Annotated in this window: 18 protein-coding genes; 8 read left to right on the forward strand and 10 right to left on the reverse strand. The window is 46.8% G+C overall.

Translation table 11 applies throughout. The features are described from left to right. Window positions 1-521: 521 nt before the first annotated feature. On the reverse strand, window positions 522-1,190 hold the full coding sequence (locus ACINK7_RS01275; RefSeq protein ID WP_404359307.1) for a TVP38/TMEM64 family protein: 669 nt from the start codon (window positions 1,188-1,190) through the stop codon (window positions 522-524). A gap of 110 nt (window positions 1,191-1,300) precedes the next feature. Then, window positions 1,301-1,711 (reverse strand): CDP-diacylglycerol--serine O-phosphatidyltransferase, encoded by a 411-nt coding sequence (pssA, locus tag ACINK7_RS01280; RefSeq protein ID WP_404359308.1) that lies wholly within the window; start codon window positions 1,709-1,711, stop codon window positions 1,301-1,303. A gap of 397 nt (window positions 1,712-2,108) precedes the next feature. On the opposite strand from pssA, the gene ACINK7_RS01285 reads away from it, so the two are divergent. From ACINK7_RS01285 to ACINK7_RS01295, 3 genes are all read left to right on the forward strand, one after another. Then, window positions 2,109-2,747 carry a DUF47 domain-containing protein gene (locus ACINK7_RS01285; protein ID WP_404359310.1) on the forward strand — a complete coding sequence of 213 codons (639 nt, stop codon included), beginning with the start codon at window positions 2,109-2,111 and terminating at the stop codon, window positions 2,745-2,747. Between the two features lie 511 nt (window positions 2,748-3,258). Next, on the forward strand, window positions 3,259-3,528 hold the full coding sequence (locus ACINK7_RS01290) for a CopG family ribbon-helix-helix protein (protein WP_404359312.1): 270 nt from the start codon (window positions 3,259-3,261) through the stop codon (window positions 3,526-3,528). Continuing rightward, a complete protein-coding gene (locus ACINK7_RS01295; RefSeq protein ID WP_404359313.1) occupies window positions 3,528-3,809 on the forward strand; it encodes a type II toxin-antitoxin system RelE/ParE family toxin in 282 nt (93 codons plus the stop codon). The genes ACINK7_RS01290 and ACINK7_RS01295 overlap by 1 nt, the downstream gene beginning before the upstream one ends. A 114-nt stretch (window positions 3,810-3,923) precedes the next feature. Here the strand turns inward: ACINK7_RS01295 and ACINK7_RS01300 are convergent, their stop codons facing one another. The 6 genes from ACINK7_RS01300 to ACINK7_RS01325 all read right to left on the reverse strand — a co-directional run bounded on the left by ACINK7_RS01300 (window position 3,924) and on the right by ACINK7_RS01325 (window position 12,926). Beyond that, window positions 3,924-4,541 carry a hypothetical protein gene (locus ACINK7_RS01300; RefSeq protein WP_404359315.1) on the reverse strand — a complete coding sequence of 206 codons (618 nt, stop codon included), beginning with the start codon at window positions 4,539-4,541 and terminating at the stop codon, window positions 3,924-3,926. 373 nt (window positions 4,542-4,914) lie between these two features. Then, on the reverse strand, window positions 4,915-5,649 hold the full coding sequence (locus ACINK7_RS01305; protein ID WP_404359317.1) for a VPLPA-CTERM sorting domain-containing protein: 735 nt from the start codon (window positions 5,647-5,649) through the stop codon (window positions 4,915-4,917). Window positions 5,650-5,833: 184 nt separating this feature from the next. Continuing rightward, on the reverse strand, window positions 5,834-7,222 hold the full coding sequence (locus ACINK7_RS01310; protein ID WP_404359318.1) for an esterase-like activity of phytase family protein: 1,389 nt from the start codon (window positions 7,220-7,222) through the stop codon (window positions 5,834-5,836). A 340-nt stretch (window positions 7,223-7,562) separates the two neighbouring features. Next, on the reverse strand, window positions 7,563-10,121 hold the full coding sequence (locus ACINK7_RS01315) for an ExeM/NucH family extracellular endonuclease (RefSeq protein ID WP_404359320.1): 2,559 nt from the start codon (window positions 10,119-10,121) through the stop codon (window positions 7,563-7,565). A gap of 343 nt (window positions 10,122-10,464) precedes the next feature. Next, window positions 10,465-12,651 carry a 5'-nucleotidase C-terminal domain-containing protein gene (locus ACINK7_RS01320; protein ID WP_404359322.1) on the reverse strand — a complete coding sequence of 729 codons (2,187 nt, stop codon included), beginning with the start codon at window positions 12,649-12,651 and terminating at the stop codon, window positions 10,465-10,467. Between the two features lie 80 nt (window positions 12,652-12,731). Beyond that, window positions 12,732-12,926 (reverse strand): hypothetical protein, encoded by a 195-nt coding sequence (locus tag ACINK7_RS01325; RefSeq protein WP_404359324.1) that lies wholly within the window; start codon window positions 12,924-12,926, stop codon window positions 12,732-12,734. A gap of 191 nt (window positions 12,927-13,117) precedes the next feature. On the opposite strand from ACINK7_RS01325, the gene ACINK7_RS01330 reads away from it, so the two are divergent. From ACINK7_RS01330 to ACINK7_RS01350, 5 genes are all read left to right on the forward strand, one after another. Next, the gene (locus ACINK7_RS01330; RefSeq protein WP_404359326.1) at window positions 13,118-13,537 is read left to right on the forward strand and encodes a hypothetical protein; all 420 of its coding nucleotides are present in this window, start codon (window positions 13,118-13,120) and stop codon (window positions 13,535-13,537) included. Between the two features lie 115 nt (window positions 13,538-13,652). After that, a complete protein-coding gene (locus ACINK7_RS01335) occupies window positions 13,653-14,669 on the forward strand; it encodes a M14 family zinc carboxypeptidase (protein WP_404359327.1) in 1,017 nt (338 codons plus the stop codon). Then, window positions 14,662-15,441, forward strand: a complete 780-nt coding sequence (locus tag ACINK7_RS01340; protein ID WP_404359329.1) for an alpha/beta fold hydrolase — start codon at window positions 14,662-14,664, stop codon at window positions 15,439-15,441. The genes ACINK7_RS01335 and ACINK7_RS01340 overlap by 8 nt, the downstream gene beginning before the upstream one ends. 156 nt (window positions 15,442-15,597) lie before the next feature. Further along, a complete protein-coding gene (locus ACINK7_RS01345) occupies window positions 15,598-15,945 on the forward strand; it encodes a hypothetical protein (protein WP_404359331.1) in 348 nt (115 codons plus the stop codon). A 13-nt stretch (window positions 15,946-15,958) separates the two neighbouring features. Continuing rightward, window positions 15,959-16,906 (forward strand): glycerophosphodiester phosphodiesterase family protein, encoded by a 948-nt coding sequence (locus ACINK7_RS01350; protein WP_404359332.1) that lies wholly within the window; start codon window positions 15,959-15,961, stop codon window positions 16,904-16,906. A 933-nt stretch (window positions 16,907-17,839) separates the two neighbouring features. On the opposite strand, the gene ACINK7_RS01355 is transcribed toward ACINK7_RS01350, so the two are convergent. Both ACINK7_RS01355 and ACINK7_RS01360 read right to left on the reverse strand, forming a co-directional pair. After that, a complete protein-coding gene (locus tag ACINK7_RS01355) occupies window positions 17,840-18,025 on the reverse strand; it encodes a YjfB family protein (protein ID WP_404359334.1) in 186 nt (61 codons plus the stop codon). Window positions 18,026-18,285: 260 nt separating this feature from the next. Continuing rightward, on the reverse strand, window positions 18,286-18,672 hold the full coding sequence (locus ACINK7_RS01360; protein ID WP_404359336.1) for a hypothetical protein: 387 nt from the start codon (window positions 18,670-18,672) through the stop codon (window positions 18,286-18,288). Window positions 18,673-18,988 lie beyond the last annotated feature (316 nt).

Below are 18,988 nucleotides of genomic sequence, written 5' to 3' on the forward strand. Positions count from 1 at the left end.
TTGCAAATGGGTAATTCAAGACTTATGTATAACGATGAGAGCTGGAGCTTGGGTAGTAGTTTTGGCGAATACGACTGGCCCCTGCGCGGACACTTGGCTTCGGCAAGCGGAAGCACCTTGCTAATCAGGTAAATTTTTGCTACCTAATTTGGGCATCGGGGTGCCACGTTCGTTATTAGCGACTCGTAGAACCTTTGATGAATCCGCTTGAATTGGCCAAGGCTCCAAAGGTTTCTTACATCGAACCGAGTATCTAAATTTTGGCAAAGCGGGAGTTTGAACGTTTGAAAAGGGGCGTCTCCAATTCTGATTATCTATTGAGAAGTCCGTTCATCTAAGACGGTAAACGCATCGAGCTCGACGCAAAGCTTTTGTTTCCGGGAGATGCATGGTCCGCCACGCCCGCACTTTCATTTACCGGGGCGATGACCATACCTTCATGATCGTTAGGATCACCTCGCTAATGTCATCACACCAAGGACGATGGGCTTCATTGCATTCATCTTACTCGTGCTTGATTTTTAAGAGTTTTTGTAACTGTATTTCTTAATGATGACTGGGTACAGCGAGATCAATACCACTACGGCCAATGACAGGATGATGTCGAATCGGAATATTTCCTGTAGTGAAGTGATCTGTTCGAGCATGTTGCCGCCATTTGCATAAATGAACGAAGCCGGCGTAATGCCGGCTAGCGTGCTCGTTGCATATTTCCTGAAGGAAATTCGGGACAGGCCGGCTAAAATATTGATCAGAAAATAGGGCACGACCATGACTAACCGTAACGATAAGAAATAATAGAATCCGTTCGTCTCGATTTCGTTCTCGATCGTCTTTAATCTATCGTAATAACGTTTTTCGAATAGATCCTTGAATGTGTAACGGCTAACACCGAAACCGACCAGGCAGGCCAATAGAGTAGCGCCGATGTTGTAAAAGGTCCCCCAATAGAATCCGAAAAAGTAGCCGCCCAACACTTTCAGCGGGGCGGCCAGCGGAATCGGCGAGTTGATGAAAAGCGTGCAGGCGACAAAAAACAACAGAACCGACAAGCCATAATGTTCTTCGATGAAATCGCGCAGGTTGGCTTCATTGGCCTTGACATTATCGATCGTCACGATACCGGCCATGTAAAAAGACATCACGATGATCAAGCTTATAATGGCCAGCCATAGCTTAACGTTTTTCATAGGCGAGCCTCAAAAGATTCGCGATACTTTTAGTGTCGAAATCATCAGCAAGCCTTGTATGACAATAATGAACGGCCATGCATTCAGGCTTTCCGGAAAATTGCAGTAGATCAAAAAAAAACCGGAAACAGTACGCCATTGACCGTAATCGGTACGCCTTCGAAACCTTGCGCTTCCGAAACGTTGTATCGGGCCAATCTGAACATGCCGCAGGTGATGAAAAACAACAATAAAATCGATACCCAGGGCGTCGGTGTTTGCAAGGCGTAAAAGAGAAACATCGGCGCGACGCCGAAAGATATTAAATCGGACATTGAATCGATTTGTTTGCCGAACGAATTCTTCTGATGCATCAAGCCGGCAACTTTACCGTCCAATATGTCGAAAATCACCGCGATGAATAATAAAGTCGTACTGAGCACGAAATTTTCTTCGATTGACATGATGATCGAAACAATGCCGCAGGACAGATTCGCTACCGTGAAAACGTCCGCTAGTTTCAGATATTTGATTAGATACATGATCACACCGCTGAAATGAACCCCGATACGTGATCGTAAAAAGATATTGTGACAGGATGATGAAGCGATAAACCTAAAAAGAGCAGTTGAGAGACTCAAACTAACGTTCGGCCTAAGCCATTCGGCTATGCTCAGGAGAGCCGTGTCGAAGGGTGAACGTTAGTTTGAGGCTTCACCAAGCCGGTGTAAGTGTTGTAGACCCTTCATACTTCGACTTGGCTCAGCGCGAACGGTCTACAACACTTGCCAACTGCTCTTTTTAGGATAAATGTTTGCTCATCGCCGTCCCATCCAAGTTAAATCGAAAACATTCATCGATTTGTCATATTATCGAGCCAATATAAGACCGCCGGAATCGCAACACCGATCCGAATTTTCCAACTTTAAAATTTTCGTCATGACCAACAATAATCTCGAGCATCATCTAAACTCCCGTTCGCTGGAGACGATATTTAAAGAACATCTCGACAATTCCCTCGACTGTGCGAAGGTATTGGGCCAGCTGTTTTCGAATTTGGACGAACGCGATCTCCACATCGAACAAGCCAAAATTCTAGAGGAAAAGGGAGACAAATTGACCGAGGAAGCGTTTCGCGCGCTCGAACATTTGACCTATTCGGAGTACATTCGCATCACCGAGGAATTGATCAAACGCCTCGATGACATAGTCGATGGCCTCAACAATACCGCACGCCTGATCGATATTTGTCACCCCAAACAAATCGAAGACGCCGCGCAAGACATACTCAAGGTAATACTCTCGATGATCGAGCGACTCAGAATCGAAATCGGCGGCTATCCCAACAATGATTTGGCTAACGTTAGAGCTTGTTCCAAGGAGCTCAAAAACCATGAGTCCAGCGCCGATGCCATTTATCACGACTGGCGGAAGAAACAGCGCAGTCTTCTCGTAATGTCTTTGATCGACGAGAGCAATTGGACCGAAATTCTGGGTGTGCTGGAGGAAACGACCGATGCCGCCTATCATGCTGCGCTTTTACTCGAGCGCATTATTCGTTATCGTCAGAGAGCGTGAATTGGATTGAATCATTTGCTTGAATACGATAGTGTCATCAATGTCATTCAAATCGAAGGCTTTTCAAAACAACGAAAAAGGGCGAGGGTTAAAGTTAATAAATCAATTTGACCCTGCGGTATCCCCACAAAATAGCCGTAAATACCCCCTGTAAACTCGCAGCCGCCATCCATGGCGGCAGACGGTTTGACACTGATTTACGACCACGGTTTTACGTGACGTTGCTTATCTTGTCGGTTTGTCTAAGAGTTTGATCATGTAATTTAAGCGCTTAGCATTTGTAACTACGACAGGCTAATGGGTGCCCCATTGTTCCCCAAATTCTGTTCTCTACTCTACCCATTGTCTCCAATCTAACCCGTTATCAGCGAACGTAATTATTCTTTCTAGCGTTGTAAGTTACACTAATATGGTATGGTTTAAGCCGCGTAGAGTCGGTGACCTCTAGGTTAAATTGCTTTTCAAGCTCTTGCTTACTACAATGTATTACGTTGTTTTTTGAGGGGGTATCATGAGCGTTACTACAGTTCGATTACAGGCTGATATTGAGCATCAATTGGAAGCCATTGCGAGCAGGCTTCATCGGAGCAAAGAATGGGTGATCAACCAAGCCTTATCGGAATACATTGATAAGCAGCATATAGAGCAAGATCGCTGGCAACAAACCTTGGATGCTATGGAATCAGCTGCCCAAGGAAAAGTGGTTGATGCGAGTGAGATACACAGCTGGTTAAGTAGTTGGGGCACTGAAAAAGAGCATGATGCGCCGAGGCCGGATTAGTGAGGTTAGTTTATACCTCAGAGGCTATTGAAGATTTAAAGCGTTTGCGGGAGTTTATCGCAGTTCATAACCCAACGGCAGCCAATAGAATAGCGGGAGAGTTGACTGCCAAAATTGAGCTGTTGCCAGACTTTCCAAAGATGGGCACTCCGGTTCAAATCGCACCAGTACCTGATGACATACGTGATATGGTTTTTGGAAAATACATTGTTCGTTATTCACTGCATACAAAAAAGATCATTATTCTCAGGGTATGGCATGGACTTGAAAATGAGCGATAACAATTTAACAAGTTACTGCACAGGAAAAGATAATCGGGGTCAGATGTAATTGAATTGGTACGCTTTTGATATTCTTAATTGTGAATTAATTTGTATCTGACTCCGATTAATTTATTAATGTTTTCTAATTTTAATAGTAAAAAGACCTAGTAGTCCTGAGACTAGCAGGATTAATGCGCTTGGAATTGGTACAGCACTTACAGAACCACTGACATTAGATTGTAAATCACCAAAATGAGTCCAGCTGCCTTGACTTGCGCCCACTCGCATTCGATCAATTGAACTATTTATAACTAAATCATAAAGCTCAGTTGTGGAGCCTGGTGATGTGAATGGGTTGGTGCCGATATTAAATTGAATGCTGAAGATATCAGCTGTAATACCATTAATTGTTGGACCACTGCCTGTAAAGTCTAAAAGAAACCAACCTGCAGAGTGAGTAGTACTTATAGAGGCATTATTGGCATTAAATACTTGTGCGCCAAAAGTACTATCTACCCAACTAAATGTTCCTGTTACATTAGTAAAATTAGATGCCTCTATTGTGCCTGAGCCTATATCAAAGCTAACATTTGATGTCACACTTGTTCCAATGGGTAATAAGCTTGTTGTTAAAGGAAGTCCGCTTGACATGTCGGCAGAAGCGCTTAGAAAAACTAAGGCTGCTTGAGAATTAGTCGTTATCAATAAAGCAAATATCCAAAATATCCTAATAGATAATTTCAATTTCATCTCCATTTTGTGTTTTAATTTCTTATGACTCTGAAGCAATCGAGTATCACCAAATGACGGAACGACATACTTTGTTCGATGACAACGAAGTCAACATAATCGGGGTCACGGGGTCAGATACAATTTAATCGAGGTTAGGCCTTGCATATGATTTAGGTGTTTTTGTTCTTGAACATAAAAGGCTGTGCCTTTCCGATTTTGTATCAAACATTTTTCACCGGCCATATTAAAGCTATTCATCATTCGTAGCTAAAAAGATGACTCGATTATTAAACAAGACAAAAAACCGGAACGCCTTGTCTTCGGATAGCCGAGTAGGTTGGGTTAGGCGGCAGCCATAACCCAACCTATATGACTTCGATCGTGAAAATAATCAAGCACCTATTACACGACGACGACCAACGCTGATCAAGCCGATCAACGCCGAACCTAACAACCAAACTGCGGCCGGTACGGGCACCGCTGTCACATTAGCAAAAGAATTAGCGGAGAAAAGAATGGTGTCGCCATCGTTCACCAGAAAAGCTAATCCAAGCGTTTTGCTTTTGCTTTCCTGATCAGCAAAACCAAACGACTCTAACTCTAAGAAAGAACTTGTGGTCATGGTTTCCAGACCATTTTGAGAAAAGATATCGGCCCAGAAGTTTACCCCCGCAAAGGCGTAATCGCCCGATTGACCGTCTATGACCGCGCTGATGTCATAGTCTGCTGTGAATAATAATAATCCGGAACCGTTAATTTCAATAGTCGCGTGTCGATCAACAGAAGCCAAGCCATAGCCATATGAAGTTTGAGTGGAAGCCAGCATTTGTGATTCGTCTGCCTGTGCATTCGACCCTCCTAGCGAGACACTGATAGGGCTTGACCAATCATTTTCAAAATCATATTGCCAATTATGGAGGGCATCAACCTCTACATCTACCTCTGTGTATTTTTCCGACAAGCGATAATCTGGTATACCTGGGCCCAGATCGATCGCGGTAATTTTAAAGGTACTCCAATCTAAGTATGCCGACGCGGCCGATGCGCTCAAAGCCACGCCTGTATTAAAAAATAATGCTAATCCGCCGACTGCGGACAAAACTGATTTTTGTAAACAAATAGTCATTGTAATACTCCAAAAATTAAACAAAAAATTAAAGATAGGGTTTTCCTTTTATTTATAACAATATCAAGTAGCCCAGAAACTTCAGCCGAGTAGGTCGGGTTAGGCGGCAGCCGTAACCCGACCTGCGTGACTATGATTCATAGCCTCATTGATAGTTATTTTTCAGCTCCATGTCTGGGTCGGTTTATCGCCCGAAACCGGAGCCTTTAACGATATCGACGCGGATTTGCTGGCCGGTGATGCCGAAATCGTCGTCATTGATCAGAATCAATTCTTTTTGGTTGGTCAATCCCAGTCCTTCCAGCTTCTCGGCGAATTGCGGTTCGGCGCCGTCAAGCGAAGAAGCAATGAAGCGGAGTTTTTTCCGGACCGGTTTAATGCCTATCGACGACAAATCCGGATATTGTTCAAGCGTTGGAATGGTCAGAGGATCGTCCCATTCGGAACCCGCGATATTGGTCGCGCCTTTCAGATCGATCTCGTACAACGCGGTCGCTTGGTCGGTACGTTCGATCACCAAAAGACGCTCTTTATCGAGCCACATCATTTCACTGATACGCAGATCGCGTACCCGATTGGCATCGGTCACACCGACATTTTGCAAGATACTGACCGGATCAAGCTGATAGACCCACTCGCCGACGACCTCGATCTTCGAACCTTTAGGATGTGCCTTCAGGCGAGCTTTGTAGAGACGAATGTTCGGCGTATCACGCACAGTTGTATTCGGGTTGTCGAGAGGACTTTGCACGATGAAATATAGAAACCTGAAATCCGGCGAAACCGCCATCGATTCGATGCCTCGATTGATGCGGCGTTTGGCCAACAACTCCGGCAACGAGCCTTCGATTGGGTAGCCGGCAGGTAAGCCTTCAACCGGATGTGTGTACTCGTTCTCGGTACCGGCCGGCACGAAACGTTTCAGAATGCGTCCGTCCGAGGCGACTTCAACAAGTCCAGTGGCGTTTTCTTCGCCGATGAAAAACCGACCGCCGAAATGAGGCAAGCGAACCACGCCTTCGGCATCGATCGCGCTTGCATCTTGATCGAGCACGTTACCGGCGCCGTCGCGCGGTATTTCGGTCGTGCCGGTGATTTGCGGGTTCAGCAAACCGCTGATCGGCGTGCCGTCAATATTGAGTAATGGAATGACTTTAAGTACTTTCAACAAACCGCTTTTTTCCATGCGCAGTTGATAGATACTGGGGGCGTAATCCGGACGTGGGTAGATACGCCCGACGCCGGCAGCGACTCCCCGCTCCGGATCGGCTGGACACGCGACTTCGGCAGTCAATCCTAAAACCGATGGTGCAGCGCCGCAAGTAAAATTTGGGCCCCGGTCGCCAACCGTCCAAATGATGTTGGGTGCATCGCCCGGTCCACGATAACTGCCGCTGCCGGCGCCGCCGAATAATGAAAGTGTGTTGCCCCCCGCCGGATGGGTGTACACCCCCAAATCGAGCGCCGGATCGTCGATCGCGGGCTCGAAAGAGGCCTTAATTTCAAGGGCCGATGCGCTGGCCACCTGAACCAGGAGGCCCGCACCGATTAATGATTGAATCATTTTTTTCATTTTATCCTCAATGGTTATGGTTGATTTGATCGGGCTGACGCTGAAAATCATGGAAACGGAGCGTCAGCGAAGTGATGATTTTTAGTCCCCGATAGCCGTAGCGCCGGGTGTTTTGCCGGAGTCTGCGCGAGTAGCGCAGGTGGAGGCAAAATACAAGGCATCGCGACACGGCGTAAAGCCATTTGTGGGAGTGCTACGGAGCCGCCGAAGGCAATAATCGCCAAGCAATTTTTCGCTGCTGAAATCGGACGGATCCCATTTCAGCTTTCGCGAAAAATCTTGGCGCGCTTGCTGCAGTCAAACTCGATCGCTCTATACAGTCAGTCGGATTTATTTCCTATTACTGAAGCGGGTTTATTTTTCTTATGTAAGAGCGAAAGTTTTTATACCAAAGGCGATAATCCGCCTGTGTTACGCAGCCATCGTTGTCGTAATCGGCTTCGCGGTTGAAGCGTGGCCTACCCTCGCATTGACCCATGACACGCCGGAAAGCGACAAAGTCTCTATGATCGACCGAACCATTATTGTCTAAATCGCCCGGCACTAAGATCTCCAGAACAATCGGGTCATGATCGGACGAACGGAACACATCCGGGTTATAGAATCGTTCGATCTGGTCTGCCGATTTGAATTCGACGTTGTAATCCAACGCGCGCGGCTCATCGGCGTTGATATGCCAAATCTGCGTATCTTTCACTTGTTCGAGTAAGGCGGAGTTCGCCAGCGCATGATCGAGATAACCGGATTCGCCCCTGAAAACATAACTGTAGGCTTTGCCTCGACCGATAAAGTGAGCCAACAAATCGGTAAACCCGGCGCTGTCGAGCGTAGCGATCGGATCCTCTTTTGCATAAGCGTTCAAATCACCGATGATGAGTTGATTCGCTGAGCCGCTACCGGTCGGGTCGGTTTTCAACCAGTCGGCCAGCGCTTCAGCAGCCTCTGTACGGGTTAAATTGCAATTGCCTTGACCGTCTCCGATGTCCGGGTCAGCGATATCGTTGCAATCAGAACCTTTCGATTTGAGATGATTAACCGAAACCGTCACGACTTTATTGGATGCTTTATCCAAAAAGGACTGCGCCAAAACCGGTCGGTTTTTACCGTCGTTGAAGCGCGGATCGATCGATGAATCCAAGATCGCCGCTGCGTTGACGGGCGTTGTCTTGGCCGGTTTATAAAGGATGCCGTTCGCGATTGCATCGTTGCCAATACGGTTGACGCCCGGATCGACATACGCATAGGTGCCAGCGCCGGCCTTTTGGTTTAATGCATCGACCAAGTCGGATATCGCACTTTCCGGGCCGAAACCATCGTTTTCTAATTCCATCAGACCGATGATGTCGGAATTGAGCCCTTCGATTGCCGCGACGATTTTGTCCGTTTGACGATTGAACTCAAGCATCGAACTGGCACCGCGTGAGGTGGGGAAACCGCCACCGAAGCCGTCGCCGTTAAAATAATTGAGCACGTTGAAGCTGGCGACTTTCAGCGAGCCGAATCCGGACATTTCAGGTGGAGTTTCAGATCTTGGATTGCTTTTTTCGAAGACGGGCAACTCGATCGGCTGCAGACGGAATGCGCCGAAATCGTAGGCCAATACACCCATCGCATCGGTTACGGTATCGCCGCTACGCAGCGTATTATCGGCACTCAAGCCGTCGGGTCCCGGATGTATCAGCGGATCGGGGTTTTGCCGGTTGCTACCGTCGTCGATGATTAACCGGTTCAATCCGTTTTGTTCGGCGTAACTGCTCGCCGCTTCGCCGGGCTTGGCTACTTGGGTCGGAATCATTAGGCGACCGCCTGACGAGACGACGGCTTCGCCGAAACGGCCTAAATTAAAGTTTTCGGTGACGGTCAATGTTTGCGGCAAATTAACGAGCATACCTTCACGCCATTCCGGATCGTTGGTTTCAGGATCAAACGGTAAGGTCAATTCGGTCAAAGCGGGCAACGGCGAACCGGTTGCACAAACGTCGACCGATGCGAGATTGACCAGGCGAGTCATATTAAATTGTTCCGAAACGGAGCCGACCAGATGAACGGTATCGCCGGTATTGACCGGAACAGTGGAGGCAACGAACAATCCTTCCGATGTTCTGATATCGTCATCATGATCTTCCTCTTGTACGAAAAAGCCGTTTAATCCACCGGTACCTTGAAACGAACCGGTTACAACCGCTTCGACATGTTGCACGGTGCCGGTCAGTGGACTAGCATCACCCGAACCTTGAATCGAACTGATTAGCGTAGCCGGTCGGCCGCATTGCGAAACCGGCGGCGGAGGCGGTTCAACCGTGCCGAATATTTGACCGTTATTGACGGCACCGAACGTTTCCTGCGCGGCATCGTTCCAGACAAAGTCTCCGTAAAACGTGCCGCTGCCGGTCAGTTGCAACGAAGTTCCCACTAGTGTCGAGCTGCCTTGCGCAACGCCGATATCGATGCTGGTCATGCCCGCCGCCGGTCCGTTACCGGCCAAGAGAACGCCCTCGTAGCTGAGAAATTGGATGACGGTATCGTTAGCGTCCACCAATGCGAATCCGTCATTGGTGCCGTTTTGCAGGCCGTTGACAGGATAGTTGATTAACACATATCCGAAACCGTTCCCCGAATCGGGTATCGTCCCGGTCAATGTTTCGTTCGCGGCTGGGGAAGTATAAACAACCCCGTTGCTCGGATTGTTACCGTTGTAACGCGCGATGCGCCAGCCGGTCAGATTGGTCCCGGCTGGTCCTGCGATTTCAATCGCTTCGCCGACATCGGTGCCGACATTGTCGTAATGAATTTCGTTGATGAAAACAGGCGTAACAGCCTGTGCGGCAAACACCGGAGCGGCGGACGCCAAAGCGGCGATGGCCGTCTTGAACGGCGTAAACGTTTTAAAGAACGGCATGCAAGAACTCCCCGAAAAAGTGGTTATGCGCACATAGCGCTTTTTATCATCGTTCGGCTTCGTTAGATTAGCCTGCAGCGGCTATTCGTAGGTTGGTGAGATTAAAATCTATCGATGCAGAATCAAGCAAAGCTTGCTCTCGAATCGTTATAAAATGATGACGGTTCGAAGGCATTTTGATGAAAAGTAATACGCAATAGATACGAGCCTTAGAAGCTTCCCGAAGGTTTTCGAAAGATGTGCGGGGATTGCACGGTTCTGAAGAAGCGGGTTATGAACACGAGAAAAAATGTACATCCCTGTACATAGGATTCCTACAGTGAGGAGAGAGTGGTTTGTTTGCTTATGGTGCGATAACCGACTGCGTTGAAAATTCGGAAGGCGCCGGAACTTTAACCGGCTCACCGCTTAGCGTTTGTTGTAAGTAGTCGATCAAGCCTTGCGCGTAATTAATGAAGGTATCGGTTACCCGGCCTTCATCACTGGCTTTTCTGAAAGTTGCGTATCCATCGCCGCCACCCGCCAGGAAGCTGTTCGTGACGACGACATAAGTCGCATTCAGATCGATTGGCAGCCAGACGCCGTCTTTTTTGATTTCGATATTGCTGAAGCGCTGGCCTCTCGGCTGAGTCAAGTCGACATCCCAGCGAATCGCCGAACCATAGGGGTAAGCGCCGTCGGAGCCATTATTATCCAAGATATTACCCAACCCCTCTTCCAAGCTGTCGACAACTTCTTGTCCGGTCAGGTCGAGTTCGACCAGCGTGTTCGAGAACGGCAGCACGGGATAAGCATCGCCGATCGTAATATTGCCCGGTGCTAATTGAATGCGAACCCCGCCGGCATTTTGCAAAGCAATATCGGCTCTGAAGGCTCTGGCGCGGAAGGCATCGGTAACGATTTGCTGAATGAAGCCGCCATTGATGGAAAGTTGCGCGCCGGAATCAGCCACCGCATCCGCCGGTACTCCTTGTCCGCACTCCGGGCTGCCGCTGCGAGGACGATTCGGCATACGACGCGCGCAGAGCCATTCGCCGGCCGCGCCGATGACATCCTTGCTAAACTCGGTAACCTGTCCGGCATAACTATCCAGAATCGCTTGCGCTTGTGGGTCCGGATCTACGATGTTTAGTTGTGGAGCCGCATCGATGATCGAGCGAATTTCGGTTGCTTCAGGTTCTGCAATCACGGTCCTGTTTACACCCGACCCTCGCGTGAAGGTATCTCCTAGCAGTAGATATGGCACGCCGCCGCAGCTGGCCAATTTACCGTCCTCAAAAGTGACGTTTAATTCGCCGACAACCCACGAATATTGCCAAGCCTGAGCGATACAAACCGGTTCTCCGTCTTTGTTCAGGGTCGAAGTCGGATAAGGACCGGACGAAGCCAGGCCAAAAGCACTAAGGTCTCCGAGTAAAGCATGCGAATCTCCGCCGATAATCGCATCGACACCCGAAATCTGATTAGCCAGATTAATATCGTTTTGATAACCGTAGTGAGTTACCAGCACGATATTCTCGATGCCTTTAGCTTTCAGTTCATCGACATAGTATTGAGCTGTTTCGACTTCATCAAGAAAGACCGTCGACTCGAAGGGTTGCGAGGAAACTTGGGTTTTTTGGGCGATATCGATACCGATAAAGCCAACTTGCTGACCATCGAACTCCTTGATCACGTAGGGTTCGATATAGTCGTTTCGAGCATTCGCCGCCAATGGTGTACCGAGGGCCGGAACAACATTTGCCGCAACCGTAGCCGTATCGCAGTTGGGGTCCGAATTCAACCAATCGAGAAATTGCGCCAAAGCGGCATCGCCGTCATCAAACTCATGATTGCCGAGTGCGAAAATATCGAAACAAGCCGTGTTTATTAAATCGGCATCAGCCTGACCTTTGAACAATGTGTAATATAACGTACCGGTGATGGCATCGCCGGCATGAACTTTCACGATATTGTCGAGTTGATTTTCGAGCGCTTTGATTTTTGCCGTCACTCGGGGGAAGCCGCCGAACGATATATCGAATGCGCCGCCAGATGTCCCCAGATTCAAACGTCCTGCATCAGGCTGTAAGTGCGAATGATGATCGTTGATGTGTAAAATATTAATGGTTAGCGGTCCGTCGTTGTCAAGCAGCGTTCCCTTTGCAATGCCTTTAACGACTTTCGCGCCCGGAGCAGAGGCGATTCTTAACTTGAACGATTTATCAGGCTCGGCTACATCATTGTCGAAAATCGGTATGTTGATAGTCGCCGATTTAGCTCCAGCAGGAATCGTGACTCTTTGAGCGCCAGGGCGAAAGTCACGGGCGGGTTTTGCGGTGCCGGGTAACGGCACGGCATTTATCTTTATGCTTTTGCTCGTCGGGCGGTTAAGTTGAATGGAAAATGAAATGACGCCTTGGTTCTCATAAGCTGATGCGTTATTAAGGGTCAATTTAGGTTGCGAGTTGTTATTGGCCCATGCGCCATGCGCGGATAATAGGCCAACTAAAACTAGCAAAAGTTGGGATTGAGGTTTGATTCGGAACATTAAAATCCTCCAAATGAAGAATGAATCGATTAGAGAGAACAGCAATTAGGATTTATCGGTCGAAAACTTGCCCGTATGCATTATTTGGAAAACTTATATAGACGCATTAACGCCAGGACTAGCATTAAGCGGTTTTGATTCAAGGGATCGGTGGTTATGCCGAATAGGATGAATGGACGATGTGCTCTGAAATCGAGCCGAAAAACCATTAGAGAATCGGCGAAATTTCGTTCAACAGCTGTTATTGCCGAAACTGCAACGGTTTTAATGTTCATGATACTTTCCTCGAGAATGCATGTAAGGCGTCCGAAATGCTATAAGGCTCATATGACAAAATCATGAATCAATGGTCATGAAATGCACGTTGCTATGTATAAGGATGGGGCTTTTTAGATGGGTAAAAATAAAACATGAAAAACAGTATAAACGGTTTATACTGTTAATGAACCTGTCTTAAGGAGGCATCATGAATACAACCAAGCCAAAATCAAAAAATTCGACAATAGAATCAATTGAAACCGAAACCGCACTTCCGGATAAAAAGGTCGCCGCCAAAAAAGCGCCTAAAAAACAGTCTACGACTAAAATAGTCGAGCCGGAAATTAACGTTAAAAAAGCTGAAAGCGAAGCTCAAAAGCCGCTTAAAAAGAAAAAAGCCGCCAAGGCCAAGGTGATCCGTGACAGTTTTTCGTTTCCTGAAGAGGATTATCAGAAAATTTCGGCTTTGAAGAAAACCTGCCTATCGGCCGGTGTTCATGTCAAAAAAAGTGAAATTCTTCGCGCCGGACTACATTTACTAACGAAATTGGACATTGAAAGTCTTAAACAGGCTTTGGAACAAATCGAAAAAGTTAAAACCGGGCGGCCAAGCGCTGCTGAATCTTAGCCGATAAAGTTAGTTAATTATTGAGTATAGAGGGAGTAATGGGTTTTAACTCAATTGTCTTTTTATCATGCTAGTGTGTTGGGATGCTGAATAAAGAACTATACCGTTGGCTGCCATGACCGGAGTTAAATTCCCTGAACTCGACCAATTAGAACGCATTATTGATCAGCTAGGCGCAAGGGCACAGGTCGACGTAGTTACGCAAATTCAATATTACGATATTGAGTTTCCTATCTATTGCATCAGTGTTGGAACGACAGAATTGGATGCACCGGTGCTTGGTTTTTTTGGCGGTGTGCATGGACTCGAGAAGATCGGTTCCGAAGTGATTTTATCTTACTTGCAAACCGTCGCACAGTTGTTGGATTGGGACAGAGAATTTTTAAATCGTCTTGAGCGAATGCGATTGGTATTCGTGCCTATCGTGAATCCGGTCGGAGTTTATCTCGGTACTCGAAGCAATGGCAACGGCGTCGATTTAATGCGCAACTCACCCGCCGAGGGCTCTGGCAAACGCCGATTATATAGCGGGCATCGAATCTCGGCCCGACTGCCTTGGTATCGAGGTAATAAAGTGGCAATGGAGCTGGAAGCGCAAGCTTTGTGTAGCGTCGTCGAGCGCCACCTTTTTAACTCGCACTTATCGATTGCGCTGGATTTGCACTCGGGGTTCGGTGTTCGGGATCGCTTGTGGTTTCCCTATGCGTCAAAAAAAACACCTTTTACTTTTATTGCAGAAACTTTGTCTTTGAAGGAACGCTACGATCGTTGCTATCCTCATCATATTTACACAATTGAGCCGACTTGCAAGGAATACGTGATTAATGGCGATTTGTGGGACTATTTATTCGATGAGTTCGTTGAACAGTTTGGTTCCGATCGGTTGTTTCTTCCGTTTACGTTGGAGATGGGGTCATGGATTTGGTTGCGCAAAAACCCGATGCATCTCTTTCTAAAACACGGCTTATTTCATCCGATCTTACCGCATCGACAGCAAAGAATTTTACGGCGGCACTTCATGTTGTTCGACTTTCTTCAACGGAGCCTATTGTATTCGGAGCAGTGGACAAAGCTCGATCAACAACAAAGACAGCTAAATATAAACAAAGCTTTGAGGCTTTGGTATGAATGAAGCGCTCGGAAAACATTGGATTCTGCTTAGGGGCTTGGCTAGGGAGTCCTCGCATTGGGGCGATTTCGTGCCGCTATTGCAAGATGCATTTCCGGCATCCCGGATCAGCTTGATCGATTTGCCGGGCACGGGTTGTTATCATCGAAAAGTCAGTCCATGCTCGATACGAGCGATAGCGGAAAGTGTGCGACATGACGCGCTTGCGAAAGGTTTGCTGGAAACGCCTGTCTCAATTCTAGGACTTTCGCTCGGAGCGATGGTTGCCTGGGAATGGTTGATTCGTCATCCTGACGACATTGCCGGTGAGGTTTTGATGAATACCAGCTTTGCCGATCTAAGTCCCTTTTATATGCGCTTGCGTCGGCAAAGTTATCGCGATTTTGCTGAATTGGCGATGACGCGCGATATTTTTCGGCGAGAATCCCGCATTGTTCGTTTGGTTAGTAATCGAAAAAATCGTTATGAAGCGATCATCGATGAATGGGCGCGGATACAAAAAGCGCGACCGATTTCCACTAAAAATGCTTTACGACAAATTGTCGCGGCAGCGACTTATAAGCCGAGCAACAGCAATCCTCAGCGTCCGATTTTGTTATTGAACGGGCAGGGTGATCGTCTAGTATCGCCCGCATGTTCTGAGGCTATTCATAAAAAATGGCGTATTGAACTGCGTGCCCATTCCTGGGCCGGCCATGATTTGACCCTCGATGACGGCGACTGGGTGGCGACGCAAATACAGGATTGGGTTGCGCAATTAATAAAGAAACGATGAAAAAGGGGTATAAAGCGTTACCCGAATTCAACTGGCCCTTACAAATACTGATTTAACAAAATGGTCATGGAAAGGACATTATTTTGAAACCCAATGCGTATAGAGTCGTTTTGCCGGAATTAATAGGCATCCCAAATGACTAAGAGGAGAGACTCAATGCGCATCATTTTAAACACAATAGCGGTGACCGCCCTACTGTCCTTATCGTTATCCTCATCGGTATTAGCCGATTCGAAAGACAAAAATCAATCATTCAACGCTAGGGGGGCGAGTGCTGCTAAGCATCATAAGATCAATACCCTGCCCATAAAACATGGAAAAAACAAAAAATTCAACGTCCAACTTGGACCGCGCCCTTATTTCTTAATCGAGGACATGGACGATGGAAAACTGAAAACCGCTTTGCAACAATGTTCAGAAGGTCCGTTTTATAAAACTGATTTCTCGATCGGTCACCGGGGGCGCGGCACTGCAATTTCCCGAGCATACCAAAGAATCCTATGAAGCGGCTGCCAGAATGGGAGCCGGTATTTTAGAATGCGACGTAACCTTTACTAAGGACAAGGAATTGGTCTGCCGCCATTCGCAATGCGATCTGCATACGACAACCAACATTCTTGCGACCGAACTCGCCGGCAATTGTTCAGTCCCACCCGACTACACCAGCGACAAACCGTTCGCTAACGTTAAGTGCTGCACCAGCGACATTACGCTCGCTGAATTCAAAACTCTCAAAGGAAAGATGGATGCCGAAAACCCGGATGCAAAAACGCTTAACGAATATCTGAATTCGACTCCTAATTGGCGCACCGACCTGTATTCCGCCAATGGAACGGTGTTGAGCCACGCCGAAAGTATCGAGCTGTTCAAAGCGCTGGGCGTCAAAATGACACCGGAATTGAAATCTCCGAGTGTGGAAATGCCCTTCAACGGATTCTCACAGCAAGACTACGCGCAAAAAATGATAGACGAATACAAAGCCGCGGGAGTTAAAGCAAAGGATGTCTATGCTCAGTCTTTTAATCTAGACGATGTGCTGTACTGGATCGACAATGAGTCGAAATTCGGTAGAAAGGCGGTTTTTCTGGAAAACCTGAATTCTGAGGCCGATTTATCGGGTGCGATCTCCCGGTTGCCGCTTTTGGTCCACGAGGGCGTCAACATTGTAGCACCGCCGCTTTGGGCGTTGGTCACTTTGAATGCTAAAAATCAAATCGTACCTTCTGATTATGCAATAAAAATCAAAGAAGCGGGCCTTGACATCATTACTTGGACTCTGGAACGATCAGGCTTGCTGAAAAACGGAGGCGGCTTTTACTATCAATCCGTTGCCGATGGTGTCGGCAAGGATGGCGACACGATGGTGATGCTGGACGTTTTAGCCAAACAAGTTGGGATTATCGGAATTTTTACCGATTGGCCCGCGACCGTCACTTATTATGCAAACTGCATGAAATTGAAATAACTGAAAAGAAGCCCGCTCCGGGAACAGCCCGAAACTTAGACTTGCTATTACAAGGTGCTGCCGATAATCGACGGATCGTCGGCAGCTTAAAATTAAATTTCTGCGGCTTACGACTGAATTGATATGAGGCAAACATAAGGAGACGCTACGGATAAGAATCTTAATAGAGCCTAGCCGAGTTGTTTCCGATCATCACTGTACCGGAAAAGCCGTCGATTATTTTAATTTTTCGACTAAGCATACATCTTGATTTTAACAAGGTAATTTTTATGAAACGTAACCGTTTTCACACTTTTTTCCACAGACAGAATTCGCCTTCGAAAAAGATAAGTCCTTGCTCAGAAACTTAGTTTAGTTACTCAATCTTTAAGGGAGAAGATAGATGTAAGATATTGATATATTTATATGTATGAACTTTGTGCATTTTTTATACAATTTGAATCAATATCAATAGTGATGCGGTATAAAGTGTTAATCAAACAAGAGGTCCACAAATTTATCCACAGAAACTGTGAATAACTTCGCATTTTTTCTTTTGTTAAATTCCACAAATTACGAACTCCGAAATTTTACTGTGAAAGTCACGCGGCAACCCATCTTGTTACTAACGACAAGGCGCAGCTGACTTTCATTTGCCGGGGTGATGGCAAGACCTTCAAGAGCGTTACTGTGAAAGTTCGAATTCCTTATCTAATTTTTCGATATGCAAAAATCTACTGTAAAAATGCCGGTTCCGAATAGGGTGCGGTTGCTCGACCTGCAGGAGTCGGTGGCAGGGAGCCGCCGTCAAACCCTGTATGATTAATTTAAATGAATTTTAGCCAGTTCCCGACGCCGTCTACCCTTTATTTCCCTTGCCAGGTGTTGAGCAAAATAGCATTGCCATAAAAACAAAAATCTAACCGCGCAAAGTATAGCTATTGACGGCTTTCTTTAAACATAAACATCAATGCCACCCTCGGCTGCGGACGTCGACTCGATCAATTTTACTACGGCTTCGCCTTCCGCTTCTTGTTGATCTTTAATTTTATTGAGTACCGCGACATTGGCATCAAGTGCGGTTTGCTGCACGGACATTCGGGTGGCTAGGTTGGCTATGCTCGAAACGGAATCTACCATGACATGACCCTCGTTTTAATTAATGGCAAATAGGGTATCGGCAAGAGCGCTCGATAGTTGAGAGGGTGTTTCCGGTTTTACGAGAACAGGAATGAATTTTACGGTTCTCATGTATTTCTTAAAAAACCGGAATAGGGTAGCGCCGCATTTTCTATCGCAAGGAGCGTTAAAAGAGGCCCCTATAGAGCGGCGCTGAAAAGGGAGAAAAACGTTGGATTGTTATCCGATATAACGATACTGCTCAGTTAAATAGTAAATAGCTATTTTTTCTGGAAATAATAAATGTCGCCATATTTACCTTTGAGCGTCATGCTTTTTTCATCTTTTTCGAGTAGCGAAAAAATATCGAAGCGATCGGAGCGACCCAACAAGGCAATTTTCAGTTTGCCGTCCTCTATTACGTATTTTACCGGCAATTGGTCATAATATGAGCCCTCTCGAGGGATATTCGTAATAGTGACTTTTCCGTTATTAAAAGCCCAAGTGTCTTCACGTTTTAGCTTTTCTTTGGCATCTATTGATTTTTTAGTATATTCCAGTTTCCACTTGCCTTGAACGTCTTGAATCGATTCGAAGGCGGCTTCAGCCCAAGCATGGCCTGTAATAACCATTAAACCTAATAAAGCTGCAAATTTTATAATTCTCATAGTTTTACCCTTGTGTTATATAAGCGACTTCATTGTACGCGTGCTGAAGTAAAGTATCTCGAAATTTTTTGCAAGTTCGTTGTTTTCGATTAAGTGTGCCATATAGCTTTCGCAGTTCAAATTTGGGGATTAAGGAACGAGCATGAAAATAACTTCGACGAATGCTGAAAGGGGTTCGGTGGCTCGATTGACAGGCGTCGGCGGCAGGGATAGCCGCCGTCGAGCCTACATGGATGTATTCACGGCGTCCTGTCAAGCGAGTCGCCGAACCTCCACAATGCCTAAAACTTGTAGAAGTAAATTTGTGCATATTCCT

Origin of the sequence: Methylotuvimicrobium sp. KM1, assembly GCF_044788715.1 — a bacterium.
Taxonomy (GTDB): domain Bacteria; phylum Pseudomonadota; class Gammaproteobacteria; order Methylococcales; family Methylomonadaceae; genus Methylotuvimicrobium.